The organism is Pseudoalteromonas sp. P1-30 (genome assembly GCF_001400005.1).
In the GTDB taxonomy this organism is placed as follows: domain Bacteria; phylum Pseudomonadota; class Gammaproteobacteria; order Enterobacterales; family Alteromonadaceae; genus Pseudoalteromonas; species Pseudoalteromonas atlantica.
Window position 1 is genome coordinate 155,623 of sequence record NZ_LKBC01000002.1, and the last position, 24,542, is coordinate 180,164.

The 24,542-nt window shown below is 39.9% G+C and carries 21 protein-coding genes and 1 tRNA gene; 19 read left to right on the forward strand and 3 right to left on the reverse strand.

Features of this window, described 5'->3' with window-relative positions:
- Positions 1-18: 18 nt before the first annotated feature.
- Positions 19-282 carry a GrxA family glutaredoxin gene (locus tag AN395_RS04195; RefSeq protein ID WP_004587283.1) on the reverse strand — a complete coding sequence of 88 codons (264 nt, stop codon included), beginning with the start codon at positions 280-282 and terminating at the stop codon, positions 19-21.
- Positions 283-543: 261 nt separating this feature from the next.
- Between AN395_RS04195 and AN395_RS04200 the strand changes: the two genes are divergently transcribed.
- From AN395_RS04200 to AN395_RS04240, 9 genes are all read left to right on the forward strand, one after another.
- Positions 544-1,575 carry a response regulator gene (locus AN395_RS04200; protein WP_235576548.1) on the forward strand — a complete coding sequence of 344 codons (1,032 nt, stop codon included), beginning with the start codon at positions 544-546 and terminating at the stop codon, positions 1,573-1,575.
- A 21-nt stretch (positions 1,576-1,596) separates the two neighbouring features.
- Complete coding sequence (locus tag AN395_RS04205) at positions 1,597-2,193, forward strand: isochorismatase family cysteine hydrolase (protein WP_004585874.1); 597 nt, start codon at positions 1,597-1,599, stop codon at positions 2,191-2,193.
- Positions 2,186-5,005, forward strand: a complete 2,820-nt coding sequence (locus tag AN395_RS04210; protein WP_095206614.1) for a PAS domain-containing hybrid sensor histidine kinase/response regulator — start codon at positions 2,186-2,188, stop codon at positions 5,003-5,005. Before AN395_RS04205 ends, AN395_RS04210 begins: the two co-directional genes overlap by 8 nt.
- 539 nt (positions 5,006-5,544) lie before the next feature.
- Positions 5,545-5,835, forward strand: coding sequence for a hypothetical protein (locus tag AN395_RS04215; RefSeq protein ID WP_054982201.1), 291 nt, complete (start codon positions 5,545-5,547; stop codon positions 5,833-5,835).
- 298 nt (positions 5,836-6,133) lie between these two features.
- Positions 6,134-6,955, forward strand: coding sequence for a bifunctional diguanylate cyclase/phosphodiesterase (locus AN395_RS04220; RefSeq protein WP_235207553.1), 822 nt, complete (start codon positions 6,134-6,136; stop codon positions 6,953-6,955).
- A gap of 87 nt (positions 6,956-7,042) precedes the next feature.
- Positions 7,043-7,414 carry an Hpt domain-containing protein gene (locus AN395_RS04225; protein ID WP_024033793.1) on the forward strand — a complete coding sequence of 124 codons (372 nt, stop codon included), beginning with the start codon at positions 7,043-7,045 and terminating at the stop codon, positions 7,412-7,414.
- Positions 7,415-7,425: 11 nt separating this feature from the next.
- Positions 7,426-8,820 carry a sigma-54 dependent transcriptional regulator gene (locus AN395_RS04230; protein WP_054982202.1) on the forward strand — a complete coding sequence of 465 codons (1,395 nt, stop codon included), beginning with the start codon at positions 7,426-7,428 and terminating at the stop codon, positions 8,818-8,820.
- A gap of 258 nt (positions 8,821-9,078) precedes the next feature.
- Positions 9,079-9,609, forward strand: a complete 531-nt coding sequence (locus AN395_RS04235; protein WP_054982203.1) for a peroxiredoxin-like family protein — start codon at positions 9,079-9,081, stop codon at positions 9,607-9,609.
- A 248-nt stretch (positions 9,610-9,857) separates the two neighbouring features.
- Positions 9,858-10,304 (forward strand): Hsp20 family protein, encoded by a 447-nt coding sequence (locus tag AN395_RS04240; RefSeq protein ID WP_004585880.1) that lies wholly within the window; start codon positions 9,858-9,860, stop codon positions 10,302-10,304.
- A gap of 58 nt (positions 10,305-10,362) precedes the next feature.
- Here AN395_RS04240 and AN395_RS04245 read toward each other — a convergent pair whose 3' ends face one another.
- Complete coding sequence (locus AN395_RS04245; RefSeq protein ID WP_054982204.1) at positions 10,363-11,919, reverse strand: cryptochrome/photolyase family protein; 1,557 nt, start codon at positions 11,917-11,919, stop codon at positions 10,363-10,365.
- Positions 11,920-12,009: 90 nt separating this feature from the next.
- Positions 12,010-12,471 (reverse strand): globin, encoded by a 462-nt coding sequence (locus AN395_RS04250; protein ID WP_004585882.1) that lies wholly within the window; start codon positions 12,469-12,471, stop codon positions 12,010-12,012.
- A gap of 376 nt (positions 12,472-12,847) precedes the next feature.
- On the opposite strand from AN395_RS04250, the gene AN395_RS04255 reads away from it, so the two are divergent.
- The 10 genes from AN395_RS04255 (at position 12,848) to AN395_RS04300 (ending at position 24,483) form a co-directional block, all read left to right on the forward strand.
- Positions 12,848-12,924: transfer RNA gene (locus tag AN395_RS04255), tRNA-Met, on the forward strand.
- Between the two features lie 280 nt (positions 12,925-13,204).
- A complete protein-coding gene (gene rimP, locus AN395_RS04260) occupies positions 13,205-13,660 on the forward strand; it encodes a ribosome maturation factor RimP (protein WP_004585883.1) in 456 nt (151 codons plus the stop codon).
- Positions 13,661-13,698: 38 nt separating this feature from the next.
- Entirely contained in the window at positions 13,699-15,198 is a 1,500-nt protein-coding gene (nusA, locus tag AN395_RS04265; RefSeq protein WP_004585884.1) for a transcription termination factor NusA, read from the forward strand.
- Between the two features lie 25 nt (positions 15,199-15,223).
- The gene (gene infB / locus AN395_RS04270) at positions 15,224-17,881 is read left to right on the forward strand and encodes a translation initiation factor IF-2 (protein WP_004585885.1); all 2,658 of its coding nucleotides are present in this window, start codon (positions 15,224-15,226) and stop codon (positions 17,879-17,881) included.
- A gap of 109 nt (positions 17,882-17,990) precedes the next feature.
- A complete protein-coding gene (gene rbfA, locus AN395_RS04275; protein ID WP_004585886.1) occupies positions 17,991-18,398 on the forward strand; it encodes a 30S ribosome-binding factor RbfA in 408 nt (135 codons plus the stop codon).
- Positions 18,398-19,342, forward strand: a complete 945-nt coding sequence (gene truB, locus AN395_RS04280; RefSeq protein WP_054982205.1) for a tRNA pseudouridine(55) synthase TruB — start codon at positions 18,398-18,400, stop codon at positions 19,340-19,342. Before rbfA ends, truB begins: the two co-directional genes overlap by 1 nt.
- Positions 19,343-19,451: 109 nt before the next feature.
- Entirely contained in the window at positions 19,452-19,721 is a 270-nt protein-coding gene (gene rpsO, locus AN395_RS04285) for a 30S ribosomal protein S15 (protein ID WP_004585888.1), read from the forward strand.
- A 499-nt stretch (positions 19,722-20,220) separates the two neighbouring features.
- The gene (gene pnp / locus AN395_RS04290; protein ID WP_004585889.1) at positions 20,221-22,347 is read left to right on the forward strand and encodes a polyribonucleotide nucleotidyltransferase; all 2,127 of its coding nucleotides are present in this window, start codon (positions 20,221-20,223) and stop codon (positions 22,345-22,347) included.
- Between the two features lie 140 nt (positions 22,348-22,487).
- Entirely contained in the window at positions 22,488-23,366 is an 879-nt protein-coding gene (nlpI, locus tag AN395_RS04295) for a lipoprotein NlpI (RefSeq protein ID WP_029773956.1), read from the forward strand.
- A complete protein-coding gene (locus AN395_RS04300; RefSeq protein ID WP_054982206.1) occupies positions 23,350-24,483 on the forward strand; it encodes a hypothetical protein in 1,134 nt (377 codons plus the stop codon). The genes nlpI and AN395_RS04300 overlap by 17 nt, the downstream gene beginning before the upstream one ends.
- The last annotated feature ends 59 nt before the right edge of the window (positions 24,484-24,542 follow it).

Below are 24,542 nucleotides of genomic sequence, written 5' to 3' on the forward strand. Positions count from 1 at the left end.
CAAGCTATATACAAAGCGTTATTTATATAGGCCTAGATTTTCTTTTGCGTAAGCTTCAAATTCAGTAAAACCACCAATGTGAGTTTGATCTACAAAAATTTGCGGCACAGTTGGGCATGGTTTTCCTGCAGACTTTTCTAAATCCGCTTTGCTAATGCCTTCTTTGATAATATCGATGTAACGAAACTTAAAATCATCACGCTCATTTGATAGTTGCTCGGCAACGTCTTTAGCACGTACACAAAATGGGCAGCCTTCGCGGCCAAAAATTACTGTAAGCATAATACTCTCCTCAATTTAGTTGGGTTCATATTAAACGATTAATTAATAATTTAAAGCGCAAAAAATCGATTGGTTAATTCTGTTTTACTGTTAACTCGCTTAATTACTCATTTGCCATGCATTTTGAATTGCAATTTGCAAAAGCGCATTTATGTAAAGGATGTGTAATTTTTAAATTTAATGAATTCATCGTATTAGTAAAGGCGCTGCAAGTGGCATGTAAATTGATATTTAACTACAGAGCCATTCTTATTAGGAACGATGATGAGTAATAACAGCCATGTTTTAGAAATTATTCAAGGGGTAATTGCACGCTTTTGCAAAGCAGATAACACAAATGTGGCAATTACACTCATCAACAAATTACAGTGTAATTATATTTGTTTACAGGTGTCTCCTGAGCAAATGATTATCCAGTGTGAAGCGTTTATTTTACCTTCGCTAAAAGCCGCTAAAAGCCATTTTGTGCTAACAGTAGAGGCCAATTTACAGGGTATTAATTTAAATTACTGGGTAGATTCGAATCCTGAAATGCACACCATTGATATACACGGTTTACTTGCAACCCGTGAGCCAATTTCATCGGTAGATACAAACAAAGAGTTTATTAGCGCAGCCAATAGTAAAGACGACTTAGAGCAAAGCATTCATTACATAGTTAATTTAAGTGCGCAAAACTATGGTTTAAAACTCGCCGACAGCAACCACACCAACGCTTTAAAAATTGAAGATGCGCGTCACCTATCTGCAGAGCAACTTGCGAGTGATTTTTTAAATAATGGGGCTTCTCAGAGTATAAAAATTTGTGCATTTGATGCGCTCAGTGAGCTGCAAAGCCATCACGCTATTTCTCAACCTGTATTGGCGTGGCCGTTTTTTGATACTGACTTAGTAAATGCGGTTAATAATTTAAATACCCACAGCAAATTATCTGTATTGGTTGCTGATGACAGCTTGCCAAGCCAAGTTGCGACCAAAGTCATGCTTGAAATGCTTGGTTGCGCAGTAACCTGTGCAGAAAATGGCTCAAGTGCCTTACTTATTGCCCAGCAAGAACCTTTCGATTTACTGCTGTTAGATGAGCGTATGCCAGGTATGTTTGGCAGTGATGTGGCTCAGCAGCTCATTAAACAAAACACCCCAAACGATAACACGCCAAAAGTTATTTTAACGGGCATTACTGAGGAGCAACAAATTGCTCAGTTGTTCGAAAAAGGGGTGACGCACTATCTTCAAAAACCGGTAACAAAAGCTGTATTAGAAGAGTTTATTAAGCCTTGGCAAGCTGCCTAAAGGCCCGTTTAGGAGAACGTTATGAACGATTTATCAAAAACAGCTTTACTGCTCATTGGTTTTCAAAATGATTACTTTTCGCCTGATGGCATTTTATACCAAGTGGTTGAAGAGTCATCAAGAGTAACCGGCGTGGTAAATAACACGTTAGCGCTGCTCGACAAATACATAGATAAATTTGCATTAGTGCTCAGTACGCCTATTCACTTTACACAAGATTATAGCGAGCTTAAAAACCCAATTGGTATATTAAAAGTGATTGCCGAAGTAGGGGCTTTTAAAGCCGACTCTTATGGTGCTCAAGGCATTAAAGAGTTTGATAAATATGGCAAACGTATTATGCAAATACCCGGTAAACGCGGGTTAAATGCGTTTACTCATACAGAGCTTGCAAATGTGCTTAATAAAAATGGCATCACTAACATTGTTTTAGCAGGCACGGTGACCTCTATTTGCATTGACTCTACGGCGCGCTCTGCGGTAGAGCTTGGCTTTAATGTGACGGTACTTAATGACTGTACATCAAGCAGAACGCCGTTTGAGCAATCATTTTACTGTGAAGAGGTTTTTCCGCTTTATGCCAAGGTGTGCAGCCATACAGAATTAGTAAATGAATGAGGCGCATATGGAAGAAAAAGACGAGCTACAAGTACAAGTTCATTACGCGCTAATAGAGCAGCTTTCTGCAAATACCCGCAGGCAGACTAAGTTACTTGCCTTACTTGATGAGTGTGTATTTGAATGTGATAAACATTTAGTGTTTAGCTACGTGAACGAAGCATGGCTTAATAAGTTGGGTTTTACGCCGGCCATGCTCATAGGTAAAAAAATCACATCGCTGTTAGAGACCAAAGACTCGTTAAAGCTGTCAGCGTATATTGAGTCTATTTTTGAAGGCGTTTTTAGTGCCAGTATAGAGCTGCAAGTAAAAAATAATGACGGCCTTACTAACTGGTTTGAAATGCGCTTGGCCTGCGACGATAGCGGCGGGTTTATTGGCTCGTTACACGACATTCAACGACATAAAGATTACCAATACTTACTCACCCAGCAACAAGAGTACGCTAAGCGACTTTCGTTAGTGGCAAGCCACACCAATAATTTAGTTATAATTACTGACCGATTTGGCAAAATAGAATGGGTTAATAAAAGCTTTGAAACGCTTACTAGTTATAAATGTGAAGAAGTCATCGGGCTTAGCCCTGGCAAACTGTTGCAAGGGCCTAAAACAAGCCTAGAGTCGCGCCAGTTAATGGCTAAAGCGATTAAAAATGCCGAGCCTTTTCAAATAGAAACCGTTAATTATGATAAAAATAAAAACGAATACTGGGTTGCTATTGATGCCACCCCCGTAAAAGATGATGACGGTAATGTTAAGCATTTTATAGCCATAGAAACCAACATTACCCAGCGTGTAAAAGCTGAACAAGCCATGGCTGAAATAGAATATAACTACCACTCTGTGGTCGATAACATCCCTGATATTGTATTGAGGTTAGATGCGCAGGGCGGGTTATTGTTTATGAACAAAGCATGGCAAAATTTTTTCCAAACAGACATAAATAAACACCTTGGCTTACCCATTGCTAATTTTGTAATGGGTGAGGATGTGGAAAAGCTAAACACAGCTCTTACAGGCTACAGTAGTGGCAACCGAGAAGTTAAACGTTTGGATATTAGGTTAACCAACGCGCTTAATGAGCCAAATTGGGTTGAAATGACCCTCACACCCATTACCTCATTTAATGGCACACACTTAACGTCTATAGCGGCGACCGTGGTTGATATTCAAGAACGTGTGATAGCTGAACAAATACTCTTAGATGCTAAGCACCAGGCTGAATCGTTGGCTGAGTCTAAAAGTCGCTTTATGGCCAATATAAGCCATGAAATACGCACACCTTTAAATGCAGTGATTGGCTGTGCAGATATCTTACACGACACGGGTCTCACAACAGATCAAAAACGTTACACCCAAATGATTAAAACAAGTTCAGATGCATTATTGAGTATTTTAGATGACGTGCTGACCTACTCACGCTTTGAAGCGCAAGCAATCTCAATAGATAATCAGCCATTTAGCCTCGATATTTGCTTAGAAGAGGCTATTGATATTGTAAGTGAAAGCGCCGTGCAAAAAGGCCTCGAACTTATTTTTGATCTGCACCCTGATGTTCCTGCGCAGGTGGTGGGCGATCATGGTCGTATAAGGCAAATTGCAATAAATTTACTCTCAAATGCCATTAAGTTTACTCAAAAGGGTTCACTTATAGTGACAGCACAGTGTGTTGAGTTTGAAAATAATAAATTTACGTTGCAGCTTAGCTTTAAAGATACAGGAATAGGGATTGCGCAAAACAAGCTCGAGAGTATGTTTAAGCCGTTTATACAATCGGATAACTCTATCACTCGGGAATATGGCGGCAGTGGCTTAGGTTTAGCCATATGTAAGCAAATATGTGATGCTGCAGGGGGCAGCATTACTGTTAACTCGCAGTTTGGTAAAGGGAGTGAGTTTATTGTGAATTACCCTTTATTAATAGATACAAGCGAGCAGGTGCAAAGAGAAGGCTTTTCAGCCAGAGCCAAAAAGCCCTATGTGTGTGTGATAAGTAAAAACTTGCCACTAAACAAGGCGGTAGAGCATATGCTTACTCGCCATTCGATAGATTTTTCACGCCTTGAAAACATCGAAAAGCTAGACAGTATCAATACGCCCGACGCTATTGTTACCACTAATAAAGCCGATTTAGACGCAGCGCAACAATTTTTAAAAAGTTACAAGAGCCTAAATAAACCGTGTTTATTACTCATAGACCTACTGGGTAAAAACCAAAAAACAGAGGCGCCGAGCTCTGGTATGTTGATGTTTAATGGGCCTTTTAAGCCTTCGCATTTACCCAGAGCGATTGCTGCGCTTGAGGAAGAGCTTTTTCATCTTGATATTATTTTTACTAATAAAAAAGAAACTACACTAAACACAACCACTATTAATGCTCAGCCATTTAAAGGTACGCACGTACTCGTGGTTGAAGACAATAAAAATAACCAAATTGTGATTCAGCAATTTTTAGAGCAGCAAGGGTGCTTAGTTAAAATAGCCAGTAATGGGCAAGAGGCGATTGAAAAAGTTAAAACGCAAACAATAGATTTAATATTTATGGATATTCAGATGCCAATTTTAGACGGTATTTCTGCCACTAAAAAAATCAGAGAGTTAGCTATTGTCACCCCTATTATAGCGTTAACAGCGAATGCGATTCATGGTGATAAAGAGCGTTTTATTAAAGCAGGAATGAATGACTATTTAGCTAAACCAATTATTAGCGAAAAACTCAATTTGCTCTTAAATCAATACTTACCAAAACTTAATGACGCTAAACACTCTAAGTTAGAGCGCATTAACGAAATTTGGTCATTATTAAAGTAACATGCAATGCAACCGTGCTTTTAGGTAAATAGTTATAGATGGCCTTAAGGTATTTATGATTAAAGTTTTTAGTTGTTAAGTAAACAAACATAAATAGTGGGTTTAGCAAAAATTTAACCTCAAAAGGTTAAAATTGACTGTTTTCTCAAAAAAAGCGATGGCATTGAGTAATGCGTAGTCAATTACTTTTACTGCCTAAAAAGCCTTAATATATTAAGCAAAACTGTAAATAATGCTGAAATACTAATCCTTTTTAATTGATTGGGTTGTGTAGTTTGGTTCTTAATAATTATTTTTAAATTGGTTTGCATTTTGCAAATCAAAATGAAATTGAATCTCATAATGCAAATATCCGCTCAGCTATTTTTTATTATCCCTATCAAAGTAATTCATTTACCCATTGATTTATAAAGACTTAAATTTTTTATCATCATTAAATTTATTATGGCATGGCTTTCGCAATATAAACACCAAGTAGAGCGAAGTTATCATTGATATAAATTTGCTAAGTAGTTAAATAAATTTTAAGGGTGTCCATTATGCAAACTAATACTAAAGTTAAACAGCAACCAAAAAAAATGTCTTTTGTTCTTACTCCAGAGTTAATGGTGCTGTCTATTATTATTGTTGCAGCTGTTATTGTTGGTGCAACAGCACTGCGAGGCACCGTTACTATTGAACCTGTTAATAAAGGTAATACCGAGATGTTCACCAATAAATTTAGTAATAGTGATTTAGATAATGCCACTATTGAAAGCAACACATTAAACTACGCTCAAAACATAGATGAGCAACCTGCCCAATCAGGCACACAAGGTTTAAACAACTAAACAATACTTCTCCTTTAGTATTTATTTCGGCTGACTCTAAGCAATTAGGTCAGCCTTTTTATTTTTAAAGCCACTTTATACCCAAACCATCGCTTACTCCTGCTCCCACTTTAAATCAGCTTGCGTGTCAGTGTGATTTGCAAAATGCAAATATACCCATCAATAATTTTTGACTAACAGCCCGCCTTTAACTAATTGAATTTTATGTATTTATTTTTTATTTTGACGGGTCGTTTTGGTCTGCAATTTGCAATTTATGTAACAAGCTTACGGTGAGCCCTTATTTGTGGAGAAATTTATGAATGCTTTTAAAAGTTTAGAGCCTATCAATACGGTCAACATTGCACGCTGGCATGAACTTGAGCAAATTATGGCTCATGCAATGAAAAACCATTGTTTTAATATGGTGTACCAGCCGCTTGTATCTTTAACAAGTGGGCAATTAGTTGGCTTTGAATCATTAGTACGCTGCGAATCTTCACGCTATGGTGTTGTTGGCCCAGATGAATTTATTCCGCATGTAGAACAGTCAGGTATGATTTTAGATTTAGGTGATTGGATTTTTAAGCAAACCCTAAGCGATTTAAGCCAAATGAGAAAAATAGGTATGAATGATATAACTATTTCATTGAATATTTCGCCGGTACAAATTATTGAAGGGGATGTGTTTTCTAAAGTAATGAGCTTACTTGATAAGTATCAAATAGACCCCGCAGCCATAAAAGTAGAATTAACAGAAACAGCATTAATAAAAAGTCCGCAGCGTATTGCTAAAACATTTGAGCATTTTCATAAAGAAGGGGTAAAAATTTGGCTAGACGATTTTGGAACGGGCTATGCCTCTTTAGGCCTTTTAAGGCAGTTTAATATTGATGGGCTAAAAATAGATCGCAGCTTTATAAGTGGCATTACAACGAACAATGAAGACTTTACTCTGTGTAGTGCAATTATTGCTATGGCGCAAAGACTCGGGTTAGAAACCATTGCTGAGGGGATTGAACAGCGCGAGCAATTACAAATATTAGAGCAGCTAGGGTGTGATGTAGCACAAGGTTACTTACTCGGAAGACCAAGTAGTTTAGCTAATAATACGGCGACATGGGTAAAAATGTACACTTAACTTAATGTTTAGATTTGCAAAATGCGAAAAACGACTTACTCTAAAAGTATAAAAGCTTTGTATCACAATAATAAATAAAGGCCTAATATGCCAATACCTGAAGAATATATTGATAACACCATCACTCAAGCTCATGTGCTAGCGCAATTAGAGCAAGATGTTGGCTCACTCACTTTAGTAAGGCTGGTAAACTTATTTATTAATGAATTAGAAGAAATGCGAGTTCGTCTTAAAAATGCAATTGATGAGCAAGATGAAGATAATATTAAAGATATAATGCACGTACTTAAAAATTCTGCGGCGCTATATGGCGCATTAACTTTGGCAGCCCTTGCCAGTCAATTACATGATTACCCCCCCGTTACCATTGATGAAAATATTCACGCTGCTCAGATCGTTCAACATAATCTAGAAAAAACCCACGCTGCATACCAAGTTATTGCTAATAATATTACTTAAAAGGCTCTGCCATGAACGATTCTCAAAAAAAATCACTGGTTTATATAGTAGAAGACAGCATTGCAAGCGGGGCTCTTTATGCGAGTCAATTAGAGCAAGCAGGGCACGAATGTAAACACTTTACCGATGGCTACTCTGCCTTGGTAGGTATAAAAGAGATGATGCCTGATGTCATTGTCCAAGATGTTTGTTTACCCGACATTAGTGGCTTAGAAGTGCTGCAGTTTGTTAAAAAGCAAGAAAAGCCCGCTAACGTAGTCATGATCACCTCAAATAGCTCTATTGATGTTGCAGTAGAGGCAATGCGTTTAGGTGGTTTTGATTTTTTAGAAAAACCGTTTTCAGGCCAGCGCTTAGTGAGCGCCGTAGATAGCGCGCTTTCGCAAAAAGCACCTCCTGCAGTTAAAATTCAAGAACAAAAAGCGCAAAACACTTCTGGGTTTATTGGTGAATCGTTAGCAATGCAAACGGTGTTTAGGCTTTTAGATAGTGCAGCGCGAAGCAAAGCATGTGTTTTTATTACAGGTGAGAGTGGCACAGGTAAAGAGGTGTGCGCGCAAACTTTGCACGACACTAGCCCACGAAGTGAAGGGCCATTTATTGCAATTAACTGTGCTGCTATTCCAGGAGAGTTATTTGAGTCAGAGTTTTTTGGCCATGTAAAAGGGGCCTTTAGCGGAGCGCTAAGTGACAGGAAAGGGGCTGTAGAAGTTGCAAACGGTGGTACTTTATTTTTAGATGAACTGTGTGAAATGGAGCTCAACCTACAGGCTAAGTTATTGCGTTTTTTACAAACGGGTGCGTTTAATCGGGTAGGCAGTAGCGAGGTTTTACACAGTAATGTAAGGCTAGTGTGTGCAACAAATAGAAGCCCTGTAGTCGAAGTTGCCGAAGGGCGTTTTAGAGAAGATTTATACTATAGGCTTAATGTTATTCCTGTAAAGTTACCTCCGCTACGCGAGCGAGCTGGCGATATAATGTTGCTTGCAAAGCATATTTTAAAGCAAAAAAGTGAAAGTAACGCTAAGTTATTCCATCGCTTTTCAAAAGAAGTTGAAAACCTTTTTTGTAACTACGATTGGCCAGGTAATATCCGTGAGCTGCAAAATGTTATCGAAAATATCGTTGTTATCAACGAGGGTGACGTAGTTGAGTTAGATATGTTGCCAAGCTCATTTGGTGTTAATTCTGCTATTCCAATCAAAAACAGCAGCTCGTCTCAATCTGCGGAGCAAATACAAACTAACTCGCTTATGGGCGTACACGACATAGAGCCCCTTTGGCAGGTTGAAAAAAGGGCAATAGAGTCGGCAATAGCCGTATGCGATGATAACATTCCACTTGCTGCGGCCTATTTAGGCGTAAGCGCCTCGACTATTTACAGAAAAATAAAAGGTTGGAGTTAGCTTTACGTTTCTTACTTACACCTGCTTGGTGTTTATACTGTGCTAATGCTACTTAAAAAGAGCAAGGTGCCTGTTTTATCTAACATTTTATTATTCTGCTTACAGCTTATAATTCTCCTAATCACATTAAACAAGGCTACTTAATAAAAGCGAGTCGCCTGCCATTTCGTTCTCAGTTACATTTTCATGGTTGAAATAAACAAAGATACCCTAAGCTCTATTACTACACCCTAAGTTTAATAGTAAAAGGAGATCATAATGAGTAACGTTAATTTACAGCCAGCGAGTGTAATGCAGCCTTTAGTGGTAAGCGATTTAGATAACAATGACGTGAATTTAGTTGACCGCGTAAGCGACAAACCTTGGAAAATGATAGTGGTGTACAGAGGCCAGCATTGCCCTAAATGTACCGAACAACTCAATGAGCTTGCAACAATGCATGACGATTTTGCCAGCGCAGGTGTAGAAGTTGTAGCAGTAAGTGGCGATAGCGAAGAGCAGCTTAAAAAGCATCTTGAAAAAATAGACGTAAATTTCCCTCTTTATTACAATTTAACCATTGAGCAAATGACTGATTTAGGCTTATACATTAGTGAACCGCGCAGTGATGCTGAAACAGACCACCCATTTGCTGAGCCTTGTATTATTGTCTTAAACGAAGATAACCAAGTACAGATGCTTGATAAATCAAATAGTCCATTTGTTCGCCCAAGCCTTAAGCAGGTGCTAGGCGGTATTAAATTTTCACGCGAAAACGACTACCCAATTCGCGGTACTTTTATTAAGTAACGTGTATTGAGTAATTTGATGAATATACGAAGAGGGCACTTTTTTGTGCCCTTTTTTATTTTTTTTTCACTTTTTTTAATTTAATTACTTGAAAACTATTTTACTGCCCATAAATAGTTTAGTGAGGACGCCTGATGGGTCCCAAAAAATACAGAAGTTATTGAAATTTATATTATTAATTTAATTATGTTGTACTTGTTCAAACGAAAAGTAACAACATTATATCGCTTAAATATGAGGATATTATTATGCGTACAGTAGACTTATCACCACTTTATCGTTCATTCATCGGCTTTGATCATTTAGCATCTTTAATGGATGCGGCAGCTCGTACAGACAAGCAGCCTAGCTTTCCTCCTTACAATATCGAAGCACTAGATAAAGACAAATACAGAATCACTATGGCCGTTGCTGGTTTTAGTGAAAATGAACTGACCATTGAGTCAGAGAACAACACTTTAAAAGTTGCAGGCACTAAACCAAACAAAGATGAAAATGAAGAGCGCAAATTTATTCATCAAGGTATAGCTGAACGTAACTTTGAGCGTAAGTTTCAACTTGGGGATCATGTAAAAGTACTCGGTGCCGATTTAGCCAACGGTCTGCTTAGCATTGACCTGGAGCGCGAAATCCCAGAAGCACTTAAACCTCGTAAAATTGAAATTGGCGGTGGAAACCTAATCGAAGGTAAATAATCGCTAATAAACATTTTCCCTGATTGTAGCCGCCTCAACTGAGGCGGCTTTTTCGTTTTTATAACTCGTTTATATGCGTTAAATAATAATTTGCTTGGGCTAAGGTCTGCTGTTGAAGTTGGGGTGTTTGTTTATCCCAGTTTCTATAAACCATGCCAATGCGTGGGTTTTTTTCAAGTAATGCGCGGTGTTTATCCATAAATTGCCAATATAAGCTGTTGTAAGGACACGCCTTCTCACCTACTTTTTGCTTAACATCATAATGACAGTTTTTGCAGTAATCGCTCATTTTATTGATGTAATTACCACTGGCTGCATAGGGTTTAGTGGCGATAATAGCATCATCTGCAAATTGGCTCATGCCACGGGTGTTAGGCATTTCAACCCATTCAATGGCATCAATATAAACCCCTAAATACCATTGGTCGACTTCATTAGGGTCGATGCCTGTTAATAAGCAAAAATTACCAATGATCATTAATCTTTGAATATGATGAGCGTATGCGGTGTCTAAGCTCTGCGTTAATGCATGGCTTAAACAGTTCATTTTTACATTACCCTGCCAAAAGTACCCCGGTAACGACTGGTTAGCCTGTAATTGGTTTTTTTGTGCATAGTCGGGCATGTTTGCCCAATATATACAGCGAACATATTCACGCCAACCTAAAATTTGCCTAACAAAGCCTTCTACTTGAGAAATCGAAATTGTGTCGGGATGAGCATTAAATTCGTCAATTACACGCCTAATAACGTACAGCGGGTGGATTAACTTGGCGTTTAAAGCAAATGATAAACGGCTATGGTACAAGCTAGCGTTATTTGTAACTTGGTCGGTCATTGCATCTTGAAACTGGCCGAAATTTTTTAGTAGGTGGATACAAAAATACTCTAAACACGTTTTGGCTTGTTTGCGAGTGAGCGGCCATGGCAGCTGCTGAGGATTTATTTCACCAAAGTAATTTACGTTATGTTTTTTAAGTCTGCTAATGATAGAGCTTACATCGTTATTAAATAATTTTGGCGGGGGGATAGCGTTTAAATCTGCTTTTTTAAATTTGTTTCTGTTATTGCTATCAAAGTTCCATTGCCCTCCTTGCGGGCTACTCCCATCCATAAGAATAGTGTATTGCTTGCGCATAGCACGATAAAAGTGCTCCATAGTCACATGTTTGTTTTTTTCAAACCGATCGTTAATTCGCTCAAATGGCAGCATAAAATGCTCGGTGTCATAGGCTTTAACAAGAAGATCAGACTCTTTTTTAAATTTACTTAGCTGTGCTTTGAGGCGAAATTCATCAGGGTATTGATAATGTATTTCACTGCAATGATACAGTTTAGCTATGCGCGTGAGTAAATCAGGCAAGGTTTTGTCTTGGTGGGTATCATCAAGGGTAAGGTGAAGTGTGCTGTAATCCGCGCTTTGTAAAGCTGTAGCAAAACGCTCCATCGCATAAAAAAAAGCACATAACTTTTGCACATGGTGCTTAACGTAATTGGTTTCTTGTTTTAACTCGGCAATTAAATAAAGCGTATCAGGCTCTTTTTCTTTAAACCACGAATGCGAAGCATTGAGTTGATCACCTAAAATTAGGCGCAACACTTTATAATGAGCCATAAACCACCTAAATTTAGTTGTACGTAAAAAGCGACAACGTGGATCTAGGTAGTTTGCTCATACGTGCATAAAAGCTAAAGCTTGTATTACTTAAAGCTTACTTGTGCGAAGTTGAGTGATTTTTTGCTCAAGCGAAATAACATTTGTTTTGTTAAACAAAGTTGTATTAGCAAAACTTTCAAAATAACGAAGTGCTTTTTGCCAAGCAAACTGTGTTTGTGCGGTGAATAAACGCCCTAAGTGCTCGTTTAAGGTATCGTAAAAGGCATCGCACAGTAGCGATATTTCTTTTGGTGTAACGCCCATCTTTTTTAAGTATTGCAAGTGAAAGGTTAAAAATGGGGCAACTGAAGATGGGTTATCTAAATGCCTAACTATACGTTCTAAAACACAATATAAAATATAACTTTTTTCGTTAAAATAAGCGGCACTTGGGTACTGCATTGTTATATTTGACTCCTCAAGCTTTGCATGAAAGCGCGCGGTAAACGCATGAAAGTTTGGCTTTACTATATGCAAACTTTTAATTAACTGTGGCTGATAAGTATTCATTAGCAATCTCATTAAATTTTGTAATTTTTATTTTTATCCACATCGGTGAGCTTTTAGTATAGTGCGTTGCTCAAATATCGCACGTAATCTAAACGTAAAAAGCACAAAATTGTATCAGTTTTATGAATTTTAGATATTTTATTTATGAATATACGGCTTTTTACGTACATATTAGTGACGTTACGATTACCATTTTAACGTCTGCATAATCATAGTACATACTGGTGAAGCTTAAAATGCGGGTTCACTGATTTTATCAAACTTATTAGTTATTATGGTTGCTAATTACCCCGTATATCCTTATAATAGCCGCCATTGTTTAGCGGTTGATTAACCACTAACAGCGATATTGAATTTTAGGTTTAATATCTATTGGCGCGGGATGGAGCAGCCTGGTAGCTCGTCGGGCTCATAACCCGAAGGTCGTCGGTTCAAATCCGGCTCCCGCAACCAATTTTTATAGTAGGTATATCCTTACTAATTCTATATCGCGCATTCTAAGTAATGCGCGTTTTGCGTTTAAGCTAATGTAGTTTAATTTGGTCAGTGTAATGACCCGCAGCCAAGCTTGGCCTGAGGCCACACAGTTTTATGCTTTATTGGTGTGACGCCCCGCTTGGTTCGGGGCGTTGTTGTATCTGCACCATTGATTTATGGCTTTGTCATTAAATCAAAACTTAAACTCAGTATTTTAGGGCTATAAGCCCTTTTTTTGTTTGTATGGAGGATTTTCGTGACAAAACTTGAGCAAGATTTATTAACCATGCTTACGCCTGCAGTAGAAATGTTAGGCTTTGAATTACATGGTCTTGAGTTTGTACAAGCAGGCCGCCATTCTACCTTAAGGGTTTATATTGACCATGAGGATGGAATATCTGTTGATAATTGTGCGGATGCGAGTCGCCAAATTAGTGCGATTTTAGACGTCGAAGACCCAATTACAAACGAATATGATTTGGAAGTATCGTCTCCTGGTGTTGATCGTCCATTATTCAAACAAGATCACTACGAGAAGGCGCAAGGAGAGGAAGTACGCGTGCGTACTAAGCTTCCACAAGACGGTCGCCGTAATTTTAAAGGCGACTTAGTAGCAGTTAGCAGTGATATGATCACACTTAAAAGCGATGGCGAAGAGCACTTAATCATGCTTAGCAATATCGAACGTGCGAACATCATCGCAAAGTTTTAATTCGAGTGCGAAGGAATAGGGCAAGCGAGGCATTACCCATGGCAAAAGAGATATTATTGGTTGCTGAAGCCGTTTCCAATGAGAAAGCGGTTCCAAAAGAAAAGATTTTTGAAGCGTTAGAGTTCGCTCTAGCAACAGCGACAAAGAAAAAACACGATGGCGAAATTGAAGTACGTGTATCAATCGACCGTAAAACCGGTGATTACGACACGTTCCGTCGTTGGCAGATTGCAGAAGTTCAAGAAGATGGTTCTTTAGAAAACCCTTACAGCGAAATCACATTAGAAGCAGCTCAAGTTGAAGAACCTGACTTGCAACTGGGTGATTATGTTGAAGAACAGATTGAATCTATCAAATTCGACCGCATAACTACACAAATGGCAAAGCAAGTTATCGTACAAAAAGTACGTGAAGCTGAGCGCGCTTTAGTTGTAGAAGCTTATAAAGACCAAGAAGGCGAGCTAGTAACAGGTGTCGTTAAAAAAGCAACACGTGATGCAATCGTACTTGATTTAGGTAACAACGCAGAAGCGGTTATTTACCGTGACGATATGCTGCCACGTGAAAACTTCCGTCCAGGAGATCGTATACGTGGTCTTCTTTACGAAGTTAAACCTGAAGCACGCGGCGCACAGTTATTTGTAACGCGTTCAAAACCAGAAATGCTGATGGAATTATTCCGCATTGAGGTGCCAGAGATTGGCGAAGAAATGATTGAGCTTCGTGCTGCAGCACGCGATCCGGGTTCACGCGCTAAAATCGCCGTTAAATCTAACGACAAGCGTATTGACCCAGTAGGTGCGTGTGTTGGTATGCGTGGTGCACGTGTTCAAGCTGTATCATCAGAACTTGGTGGCGAGCGTGTTGATATCGTACTTTACGATGACAACCCAGCGCAGTTTGTTATTAACGCAATGGCACCGGCTGAAGTAGCTTCAATCGTAATGGATGAAGACACTCATTCAATGGATATCGCTGTAGAAGCTGATAACCTAGCACAAGCAATTGGTCGCAATGGTCAAAATGTTCGTTTAGCAAGCCAATTAACTGGCTGGGAACTAAACGTAATGACTGTTGAAGACATGCGCGCTAAAAACGAAGCAGAGTCAGATAAGTTAATTAACTTATTTACTGAAAACTTAGATATTGATGATGAATTTGCATCATTACTTATCAACGAAGGTTTCTCAACACTTGAAGAAGTAGCGTATGTGCCAGCTTCTGAGTTTTTAGAAATCGACGGCCTAGATGAAGAAACGGTTGATTTACTGCGCTCACGTGCAAAAGATGCATTAACCACTAAAGCGCTTAAAACGGAAGAAAGCTTAGAAGGTGTAGAGCCTGCTGAAGACTTACTTGCGCTTGAAGGCTTAGAGCGTCATCTAGCATTTGTTATGGCAAGCAAGGGTGTAATTACACTTGAAGACTTAGCTGAGCAAGGTATTGATGAATTGGTAGATATTACAGAGCTAACACCTGAAAAAGCAGGTGAGCTAATTATGGCTGCACGTAATATTTGTTGGTTCGCAGACGAGTAATTTATTAACGGAGGTATTACACACTATGGCAGAAGTAAATGTTGAAAAACTAGCCGGCGATATAGGTACAACTGTTGATAAATTGCTTCAGCAATTTTCACAAGCGGGTATCACTAAAAAAGCAGGTGATAATGTAACTGAAGCTGAAAAAGCACAGTTACTTGATCACTTAAGCAAATCGCACGGTGGTACTGGTTCAGATGGCCCAGCACGTATGACTTTACAACGTAAGAGCAAAAGCACATTAAGTGTAACGGGCTCTACGGGTAAGGCAAAAGCTGTTCAAGTTGAAGTTCGCAAAACACGTACTTACGTGAAAAAGAGCGCAATGGAGCAAGAGCAAGAACAGCAACGTCTAGCCGCTGAAGAAAAAGCGCGTATCGAAGAGCAGCAAAAAGCTGCACAAGAAGCCGCTGAATTAAAAGCGAAACAAGAGGCAGAACGTAAAGCAAAAGAAGACGCTGATCGTAAAGCCAAAGAAGAAGCTAAACGCAAAGCAGATGCAGAGCGTAAAGCTAAACAACAGCAGATGACCCCAGAGCAAAGTGCTAAGTCTGAGAAAGATCGCATCGAAGCTGAGCGTCTGCAGAAAGAAGCAGAAGAGGCCGCATTGAAGAAAGCTGAAGAAGAAGCGAAACGTCAAGCAGAAGAGGCAAGAAAGCTAGCTGAAGAAAATGAAGCTCGCTGGAAAAAAGAAGAAGAAGAACGTAAGAAACGCGAAGAAACCGCGGATCACCATCTTACGACTTCTACTTATGCACGTGAGGCAGAAGATGTTGCCGATGCACGTGATGAGCAAGGTTCACGCCGCGCGAAGAAAAAGAAAAAAGCCCCAGCAAAAGATAAATTTGCAGGCGCTAAAGGCCGTAAAGGCAAGCTAAAAGCACCTACATCGTTGCAACATGGTTTCCAAAAACCAACTGCCGATGTTAAAAATGAAGTGCGTATTAGCGAAACAATTACAGTAGCTGAGCTTGCATCACGCATGGCTGTTAAAGGCGCTGAAGTTGTTAAAACAATGATGAAAATGGGTGACATGGTTACCATTAACCAAGTGATTGACCAAGAAACAGCTCAACTTGTTGCTGAAGAAATGGGTCACAAAGTTATCATCGTTAAAGAAAACGAATTAGAGCAAACAGTACTAAATGACCGTCATGAAGATGGTAAGTCTGAGCCGCGTGCGCCAGTAGTAACTGTAATGGGTCACGTTGACCATGGTAAAACATCAACGCTTGATTACATTCGTTCAGCTAAAGTTGCATCAGGCGAAGCCGGTGGTATTACACAGCACATTGGTGCATACCACGTTGAAACTAACGGCAACATGATCACTTTCTTAGATACACCAGGTCACGCCGCGTTTACATCAATGCGTGCACGTGGTGCTAAAGCGACAGATATCGTAATCCTAGTGGTTGCAGCAGACGATGGTGTAATGCCACAAACTAAAGAAGCGGTACAGCATGCTCGCGCAGCTGGCGTTCCTTTAATCATTGCTGTAAACAAAATGGATAAAGAAGGCGCAGATCCAGATCGCGTTAAAAACGAGCTAGCTCAGCTAGACGTTATCCCTGAAGATTGGGGCGGCGATACGCAGTACGTTCATATCTCAGCTAAAACAGGCTTAGGTATTGATGACTTACTTGAAGCTGTTCTTATGCAATCTGAGCTTTTAGAGCTTCGTGCTCCATCAGAAGGCATGGCAGCAGGTGTTGTAATTGAATCTCGTCTTGATAAAGGACGTGGTCCGGTTGCTTCTATCTTAGTTCAATCAGGTACCCTTAACCAAGGTGATATCGTACTGTGTGGTCTTGAATACGGCCGTGTTCGTGCAATGAAAGACGAAAACGGTAAAGACATTAAATCAGCGGGTCCTTCTATTCCTGTTGAGATTTTAGGTCTATCTGGTATTCCGGCTGCAGGTGATGAAGCGACTGTTGTTAAAGATGAGCGTAAAGCGCGTGAAGTTGCTTTATACCGTCAAGGTAAATTCCGCGACGTTAAATTGGCTCGTCAGCAAAAAGCGAAGCTTGAAAACATGTTTACTAACATGGCTGAAGGCGATGTATCAGAAGTTAACGTGGTACTTAAAGCAGACGTTCAAGGTTCAATCGAAGCAATTTCAGACTCACTAACTAAGCTTTCTACTGATGAGGTAAAAGTGAAGATTGTTGGTTCTGGCGTAGGTGGTATCACCGAAACTGATGCAACACTTGCTGCTGCATCTAACGCAATCGTAGTTGGCTTCAACGTTCGTGCTGATGCATCTGCACGTAAAGTGATCGATACTGAAAACTTAGACCTTCGCTACTACAGCGTAATCTACGCGCTAATCGAAGAAGTTAAGCAAGCCATGTCTGGTATGCTTGCTCCTGAGTTTAAGCAAGAGATTATTGGTCTTGCTGAAGTACGTGACGTGTTTAAGTCTCCAAAAATTGGCGCAATTGCTGGTTGTATGGTTACTGAAGGTACTATTAAACGCAGCGCACCAATTCGTGTACTACGTGATAACGTGGTTATTTACGAAGGTGAGCTTGAGTCACTACGTCGCTTTAAAGATGACGTTCAAGATGTTCGTAACGGCATGGAATGTGGTATCGGCGTTAAGAACTACAACGATGTTCGCGTTGGTGACCAAATCGAAGTATTCGAAACAGTTGAAGTACAACGTACACTTTAATTGCTTGTAAACTAAGATTGTAAATGGGGGCTTTGCCCCCATTTCTGTATCCATTATTTAATTAACTTATTATTTTAATTCAGTAAGTTATGATTTTAGGAAAACAATCATGAGAGAATTTTCTCGCACTGATCGTGTTGCTCAGCAAATTCAAAAAGAAATTGCTGTAATTTTACAACGCGAAATTAAAGATCCGCGCTTAGGCATGGTGACAGTGTCTGCGGTAGAAGTATCGCGCGATTTATCTTACGCAAAAGTTTTTATTACGGTGTTTAATACCGAAGATGAAAACAAAGCAAAAGAAAGCGCAAAAATACTTAACGAAGCAACGGGCTATATCCGCTCGTTACTGGGTAAGCGTATTCGTGCTCGTATAATGCCTGAGCTTAAATTTGTAGTAGATAACTCACTAATGGAAGGGATGCGTATCTCTAACTTAGTGGACTCGGTTATTCGCGAAGATAACGCTAAACATGTTGATGATGAAACTGATAGCGAAGAAGGCACTAAAGACTAATGGCAAGACGCAGTAAAGGCCGTCCGATTGATGGTATTTTGTTGTTAAACAAACCTCAAGGCATTTCATCGAACAAAGCCCTACAGCAAGCTAAAGGTATTTATTTTGCCCAAAAAGCTGGCCATACCGGTGCGCTAGACCCACTGGCCACTGGCATGTTACCTATTTGCTTTGGTGAAGCGACCAAGTTTACCCAATTTTTGCTCGATACAGATAAAACCTATGTGGTAAGAGCAAAGCTAGGTGAGCGCACAACGACCTCTGATTCAGATGGCGAAGTGGTTGAAACCCGTGATGTAAACGTTACCACTGAACAGTTAGCCGCAGAAATTGAAAAGTTTTTAGGCGAGTCAGATCAGTATCCATCAATGTACTCAGCGCTTAAATATGAAGGTAAGCCTTTATATAAATACGCGCGTGAAGGTATTGAAGTACCGCGTAAATGCCGAAAAATAAACGTGTTTAGCTTAACGCTTGATGAGTTTGATGAAGCAAATAACGAAGTACAAATGACCGCCCATGTATCTAAAGGGACCTACATTCGTACTATTGTTGATGATTTAGGTGAAAACCTAGGCTGTGGCGCACATGTTATTATGCTGCATCGCTCAGCGGTTGGCCATTACCCTAAAGATAAAATGGTATCGCTTGAGCACCTTGAAACCTTATTAGCCAAGGCCAAAGAAGAAGAGGTTGCCCCTTCTACATACCTTGATGAATTACTATTGCCAATGGATAGTGCATTGGTTGATTTACCCGTTGTAGAAATTAGCAAAGAGCAGGGTGTTTCGTTTAGCCATGGCCAAGCAGTCGTATTAGGCACTGATTTACCCGAAGGGGCAATTAAAGTTCTTGCTGATGGTGTATTTATTGGCACCGGTGAGCGCAACCCTGACGGGCATTTAAAATCAAAGCGTGGCTTGTCTAATCAGCAACCCGAGTAAACTTTAACTTGTAGTTATTCTCATAGTTGGTAGAATACGCCCGCTTAATCGTTTTGGCTGAATTAGTGATCGGCTAAAGCACCTATTAAATTTAACTTTTGGAGTTATTATGTCACTAAGCAATCAAGAAAAAATCGATATCATTGCTAAATTTGCACGTGCTGAAGGCGACACTGGTTCACCTGAAGTACAAGTAGCTTTACTTACTTTTGATATCAACAAGCTTCAAGGTCACTTTGCTGACCACAAGCATGACTTCCACTCACGTCGTGGTCTGCTTCGTAAAGTAAGTACTCGCCGTAAATTGCTTGATTACCTTAAAGGTAAAGATATCTCGCGTTATACTGCGTTAATCCAAGAGCTTGGCCTACGTCGCTAAGAACTTGATTACGAGAAAAGGAGCTTTATAGCTCCTTTTTTTGTGCCTAAATTTAACGCTTCACACCCCATCGTTAATTTAACCTCCCTTTAATATAAATAACACAACCTTGTGCTAGCACTTAATAAATAAGGCTAGGCAACGCTTGCAACCACTGCGTTAAAATTATCTTTAAGAACAATTTAATAGCGAATTATTCACCTAGCTATCTAAAGGTTTTTAATAGCTAAAAATTCCACGCTTAATTAAACGCCTTTCTATAAAACAATTAAAAAATAATGTGGCAAAAGCGATTACGTTTTATCTTTGGGTAGGCTCGCAATTTTACGTCGCTTTGGTATATACTATGCGCGTAGATAAATAGGTTATCTGCAGTCATTAAAAACTTTGCCAATTGTAGTACTTAATTGATTTCCAACTGAATACAATTATGTACTGTAATTGGCCCTTTTAATGACACTTATTAATGAAATATAAAAACATTTAAGGAATATTTTAAGTGCAAGCAATTATTAAAGAATTTCAACTAGGTCAACACACAGTTACCCTAGAAACAGGTGCAATCGCACGTCAAGCAGACGGCGCAGTATTAGCAAGCATCGGTGACACGTCAGTATTAGTTACTGTCGTTGGTAAGCGTGAAGCTCAACCTGGTCAAGACTTTTTCCCACTAACAGTTAACTACCAAGAGCGTATGTACGCTGCGGGTCGTATCCCGGGTGGTTTCTTAAAGCGTGAAGGTCGTCCTAACGATGGCGAAACACTTATTGCACGTCTTATTGACCGTCCAATTCGTCCACTTTTCCCAAATGGTTTCGTAAACGAAGTACAAGTTATTGCAACCGTTGTATCTGTAAACCCTGAAATCCAACCAGATATGGTTGCGATGATTGGTACATCAGCAGCACTTGCTATCTCTGGTATCCCATTTAGCGGCCCAATTGGTGCGTCACGCGTTGGTTACATCAACGGTGAGTACGTACTTAACCCAACACTAAAAGAGCTTGAAGAAAGCCAACTTGATTTAGTTGTAGCGGGTACTGATAACGCAGTACTAATGGTTGAATCAGAAGCTGACGTACTAGCTGAAGACGTAATGCTAGGTGCGGTTGTATACGGCCATGAGCAATCTCAAGCTATTATCAACGCAATTAACGAATTTAAAGCAGAAGCGGGCAAGCCTACATGGGATTGGTCTGCACCTGAGAAAAACGTATCGCTTGAAGAAAAAGTAGCTGAACTTGCTGCTGATAAAGTAGGTGAAGCTTACCGTATTACCGATAAAGTAGCGCGTAAAGAAGCATTAACTGCAGCAAAAGACGCTGTAATTGAAGCGCTTACAAGCGAGCTTGCTGAAGATGAAACACTTGATAAGCAAGAAGTAGGTAAAGTATTTGGTTCTTTAGAGAAGAAAATTGTACGTGGCCGCATCACTGCTGGTGAAAAACGTATCGATGGTCGCGAACCAGACATGATCCGTGCACTAGACGTAATGACAGGTGTATTACCACGTACTCACGGTTCTGCAATTTTTACTCGTGGTGAAACTCAAGCATTAGTTACAGCTACACTTGGTACAGAACGTGATTCACAGTTAATCGATGATTTAACGGGTACTCACAAAAACCACTTCATGCTTAACTACAACTTCCCTCCATTCTGTGTAGGTGAAACTGGTTTTGTAGGTTCTCCTAAGCGTCGTGAAATTGGTCACGGTAACCTAGCTAAGCGTGGTATTTCTGCTGTAATGCCTACACTTACTGAGTTCCCTTACTCAATTCGTGTTGTATCTGAAATCACTGAATCTAACGGTTCGTCTTCAATGGCATCTGTTTGTGGTACGTCACTAGCACTTATGAACGCGGGTGTACCAATTAAAGCGTCTGTTGCGGGTATCGCGATGGGTCTTGTGAAAGAAGATGAGAAGTTTGTTGTTCTTTCAGATATCTTAGGTGATGAAGATCACTTAGGTGACATGGACTTTAAAGTAGCAGGTACTACTAACGGTATCACTGCACTACAAATGGATATCAAGATTGAAGGTATCACACAAGAAATCATGCAAATTGCGCTTAAACAAGCAAAAGCTGCACGTTTACACATTTTAGGTGTGATGGATGAAGCGATTTCTGCTCCTTCTGAAGAATTATCAATGTTTGCTCCTCGCATCTACACTATGCAAATTCCTGCTAAGAAGATTGCTGAAGTAATTGGTAAAGGTGGCGCTACAATCCGTCAACTTACTGAAGAGACAGGCACAACAATTGAAATTGAAGACGACGGTACAATTAAGATTGCTGCAACAGACGGTGAAAGCGCGCAAAACGCAATTACACGTATTGAGCAATTAACAGCAGAACTAGAAGTAGGTACTATCTACACTGGTAAAGTTGTACGTATTGTTGACTTTGGTGCGTTTGTAAACATTCTTCCTGGTAAAGATGGCCTAGTGCATATTTCTCAAATCAGCACAGAGCGTGTTAACAACGTAACTGACCACTTAAGTGAAGGTCAAGAAGTTAAAGTTAAAGTACTAGAAGTAGACCGCCAAGGCCGTGTACGTCTAAGCATTAAAGAAGCAATGGAATCAGCAGCACCTGCAGCTGATGAGTCAAAAGACGCATAATTGCTAAACTTTAACCCGTTAATATACGCGGGATAATAAAAAAGGGGCTGTTTAGCCCCTTTTTTTATGCTTTAATGAAACCTTATTAGACAAGGTCTGTCTTATTTTTATTGCGATATATCTTGGTATTAAGGATTTTAATGATACTCAAACATTTAGCTTTGGCATCTTTTGCTATTTTGTCTTTAAGCGCTTGCCAAACCACGACTGAATCAAAACCTACGCCGATTGTTAATGTGCCTTTTACTGCACCCCTTGCATCTGACTTTAGAAGTGAAATTGCGATTGCACGTTACTCTGAGCTATTAAATAGAGCCGATTTAAGTACCGAGCAACAAGCTAAGCTTTACTATGACCGTGGGGTATTATTTGATAGCTTAGGAATGACCACGTTATCGCGCATTGATTTTAACCGCGCTATAAAACTAAAGCCTGATTTAGCTGAGGTGTATAACTTTTTAGGTATTCAGCACACTTTAATGCAGCAATACGAAAAAGCGTATGAGTTTTTTGACTCAGCCCTTGAGCTTAATGAAGAGCATGAATACGCTTATTTAAACCGTGGTATTGCACTGTATTATGGTGAAAGAGCAAACCTAGCGCAAAGTGACTTTGATGAGTTTTTAGCACGTTCACCAAACGATCCTTATCGTGTGTTATGGCTTTACCTTGCACAATCACAAGAGGATAAACAACAAGCATTAGCGGCTCTTAAAACAAATGCTGCAGCCCTTGATGAATCGCAATGGGCGTATCAGTTAATTTCGCTTTATACCGGCGATATGAGTGAGCATACGTTTTTATCGGGTATTAGCGAGGGCGTTAAGTCAGAGCAAGAATACGCACAGCGCTTGTGCGAGGCGTACTTTTATTTAGCCAAAATGCACCAAGCAGCCGGGGAGCAGTTTTTAGCTGCTGATTACTTTAGGTTGGCATTATCCACTAATGTGCATGAGTTTATTGAATACAAATATGCACGTTTAGAGCTTGAGCTTATGGCTGGTGCAGACGCTAGTTAAATACCCGTGTTATCTGATTGGTTTGCTATTTAGCCTGTTTATTGCAGGCTCTAGCAACCAGTTAAGCAGCATTAGCTTTTGGCATGTACTTCACGCTCAGGCTAATCCGCTGCAAAGTTATTGGCAATTTCCCCGTTACTTTTCAAATAATATTGCGCATCTTCCCGAGCTGACCTTAGGCTTTTTAGCGCGTAAAAATATCCCATCAGCCCAGTACAATTATTCTTTAAAACTGATTAATGCAAGCAAAAACGAACAAGCAAAGTTATTTTGGCTACAAAGTATTGAGCATGTTGGGCATAACAAGCGCCAACAACTCGCGCATGCTCTTTTAAAGCAAGGTCGCTGGAATGACCTTCAACTATTGTTAACCCAAAACTTACTGCCTAAAGGCGCGGCATTTAACCATTTAGCGCTGCACAAAGGGAGTGACTATGAGCAAGTTTCGCCTTCCTTTTTACATCAACTTGGTTTTGCAGCGTTAAATACACGCCCGCCGATTAACAATAGCTGTAGTTACAATGTGCTGCTATTGGGTGTAAATAGAGAAGCCTTGTTTAAGTTATCAAGTTTTGCCGCGCAGTATAATAAAAAACCTGAGCCGCAAAGCGGGGCGTATTGCTTAAGTAAACCGGTTTACGCTGGGGGCGCAATTGACTGCGCTACCACCTCGGGCATGGCTAATTGCCTATGGCAAAACGCGCACTTAAAAGCGCAGTCTACTAACGGCTATGACTACACTGTAATTATGGGCACGAGCGGCAGCGCCAATGTAACAGGTAAAAAAATGCAGCTAAGTACCCAAGCAAACTATAATGTATTTTTGCATGAGCTAATGCACTTTAGTGGTTTTGAAGATGAATATACGCTACCTATTTCTAAACAGCGTTGGTTGTGTAAACGCCAAGGATACGTGGCCCCAAATTTATATATTTCGCAAGGTGAGGCTGCGCCAAATGGATGGCACAAAAGCTTAAGTTGCCAGCAAGGCGGCGTGGCATATAAGCCAGCTAAGCAATGGTCAATTATGCAGTATCAACAACTCGGTTTATCAAAGCGGTACAGGGCTTTGTGGGTTGATCAAATCAATGCTGCTAAAACCGCTCAGCTTGATTAAATTTAAATCGATTAGGCTTGCTATCTATAGACAAAATGGCCGTTTATAAGTATAACTGT

What these genes read in the sequence shown, in the direction of transcription:
- truB (WP_054982205.1), top strand. Translation starts at nt 18,398, where the DNA reads ATGGCAAGACGCAGTAAAGGCCGTCCGATTGATGGTATTTTGTTGTTA.
- AN395_RS04215 (WP_054982201.1), top strand. Translation starts at nt 5,545, where the DNA reads ATGCAAACTAATACTAAAGTTAAACAGCAACCAAAAAAAATGTCTTTT.
- AN395_RS04230 (WP_054982202.1), top strand. Translation starts at nt 7,426, where the DNA reads ATGAACGATTCTCAAAAAAAATCACTGGTTTATATAGTAGAAGACAGC.
- AN395_RS04205 (WP_004585874.1), top strand. Translation starts at nt 1,597, where the DNA reads ATGAACGATTTATCAAAAACAGCTTTACTGCTCATTGGTTTTCAAAAT.
- AN395_RS04225 (WP_024033793.1), top strand. Translation starts at nt 7,043, where the DNA reads ATGCCAATACCTGAAGAATATATTGATAACACCATCACTCAAGCTCAT.
- AN395_RS04245 (WP_054982204.1), bottom strand. Translation starts at nt 11,919, where the DNA reads ATGGCTCATTATAAAGTGTTGCGCCTAATTTTAGGTGATCAACTCAAT.
- AN395_RS04220 (WP_235207553.1), top strand. Translation starts at nt 6,134, where the DNA reads ATGAATGCTTTTAAAAGTTTAGAGCCTATCAATACGGTCAACATTGCA.
- rpsO (WP_004585888.1), top strand. Translation starts at nt 19,452, where the DNA reads ATGTCACTAAGCAATCAAGAAAAAATCGATATCATTGCTAAATTTGCA.
- AN395_RS04200 (WP_235576548.1), top strand. Translation starts at nt 544, where the DNA reads ATGATGAGTAATAACAGCCATGTTTTAGAAATTATTCAAGGGGTAATT.
- AN395_RS04250 (WP_004585882.1), bottom strand. Translation starts at nt 12,471, where the DNA reads ATGAATACTTATCAGCCACAGTTAATTAAAAGTTTGCATATAGTAAAG.
- rbfA (WP_004585886.1), top strand. Translation starts at nt 17,991, where the DNA reads ATGAGAGAATTTTCTCGCACTGATCGTGTTGCTCAGCAAATTCAAAAA.
- AN395_RS04195 (WP_004587283.1), bottom strand. Translation starts at nt 282, where the DNA reads ATGCTTACAGTAATTTTTGGCCGCGAAGGCTGCCCATTTTGTGTACGT.
- AN395_RS04235 (WP_054982203.1), top strand. Translation starts at nt 9,079, where the DNA reads ATGAGTAACGTTAATTTACAGCCAGCGAGTGTAATGCAGCCTTTAGTG.
- nusA (WP_004585884.1), top strand. Translation starts at nt 13,699, where the DNA reads ATGGCAAAAGAGATATTATTGGTTGCTGAAGCCGTTTCCAATGAGAAA.
- infB (WP_004585885.1), top strand. Translation starts at nt 15,224, where the DNA reads ATGGCAGAAGTAAATGTTGAAAAACTAGCCGGCGATATAGGTACAACT.
- AN395_RS04210 (WP_095206614.1), top strand. Translation starts at nt 2,186, where the DNA reads ATGAATGAGGCGCATATGGAAGAAAAAGACGAGCTACAAGTACAAGTT.
- AN395_RS04240 (WP_004585880.1), top strand. Translation starts at nt 9,858, where the DNA reads ATGCGTACAGTAGACTTATCACCACTTTATCGTTCATTCATCGGCTTT.
- nlpI (WP_029773956.1), top strand. Translation starts at nt 22,488, where the DNA reads ATGATACTCAAACATTTAGCTTTGGCATCTTTTGCTATTTTGTCTTTA.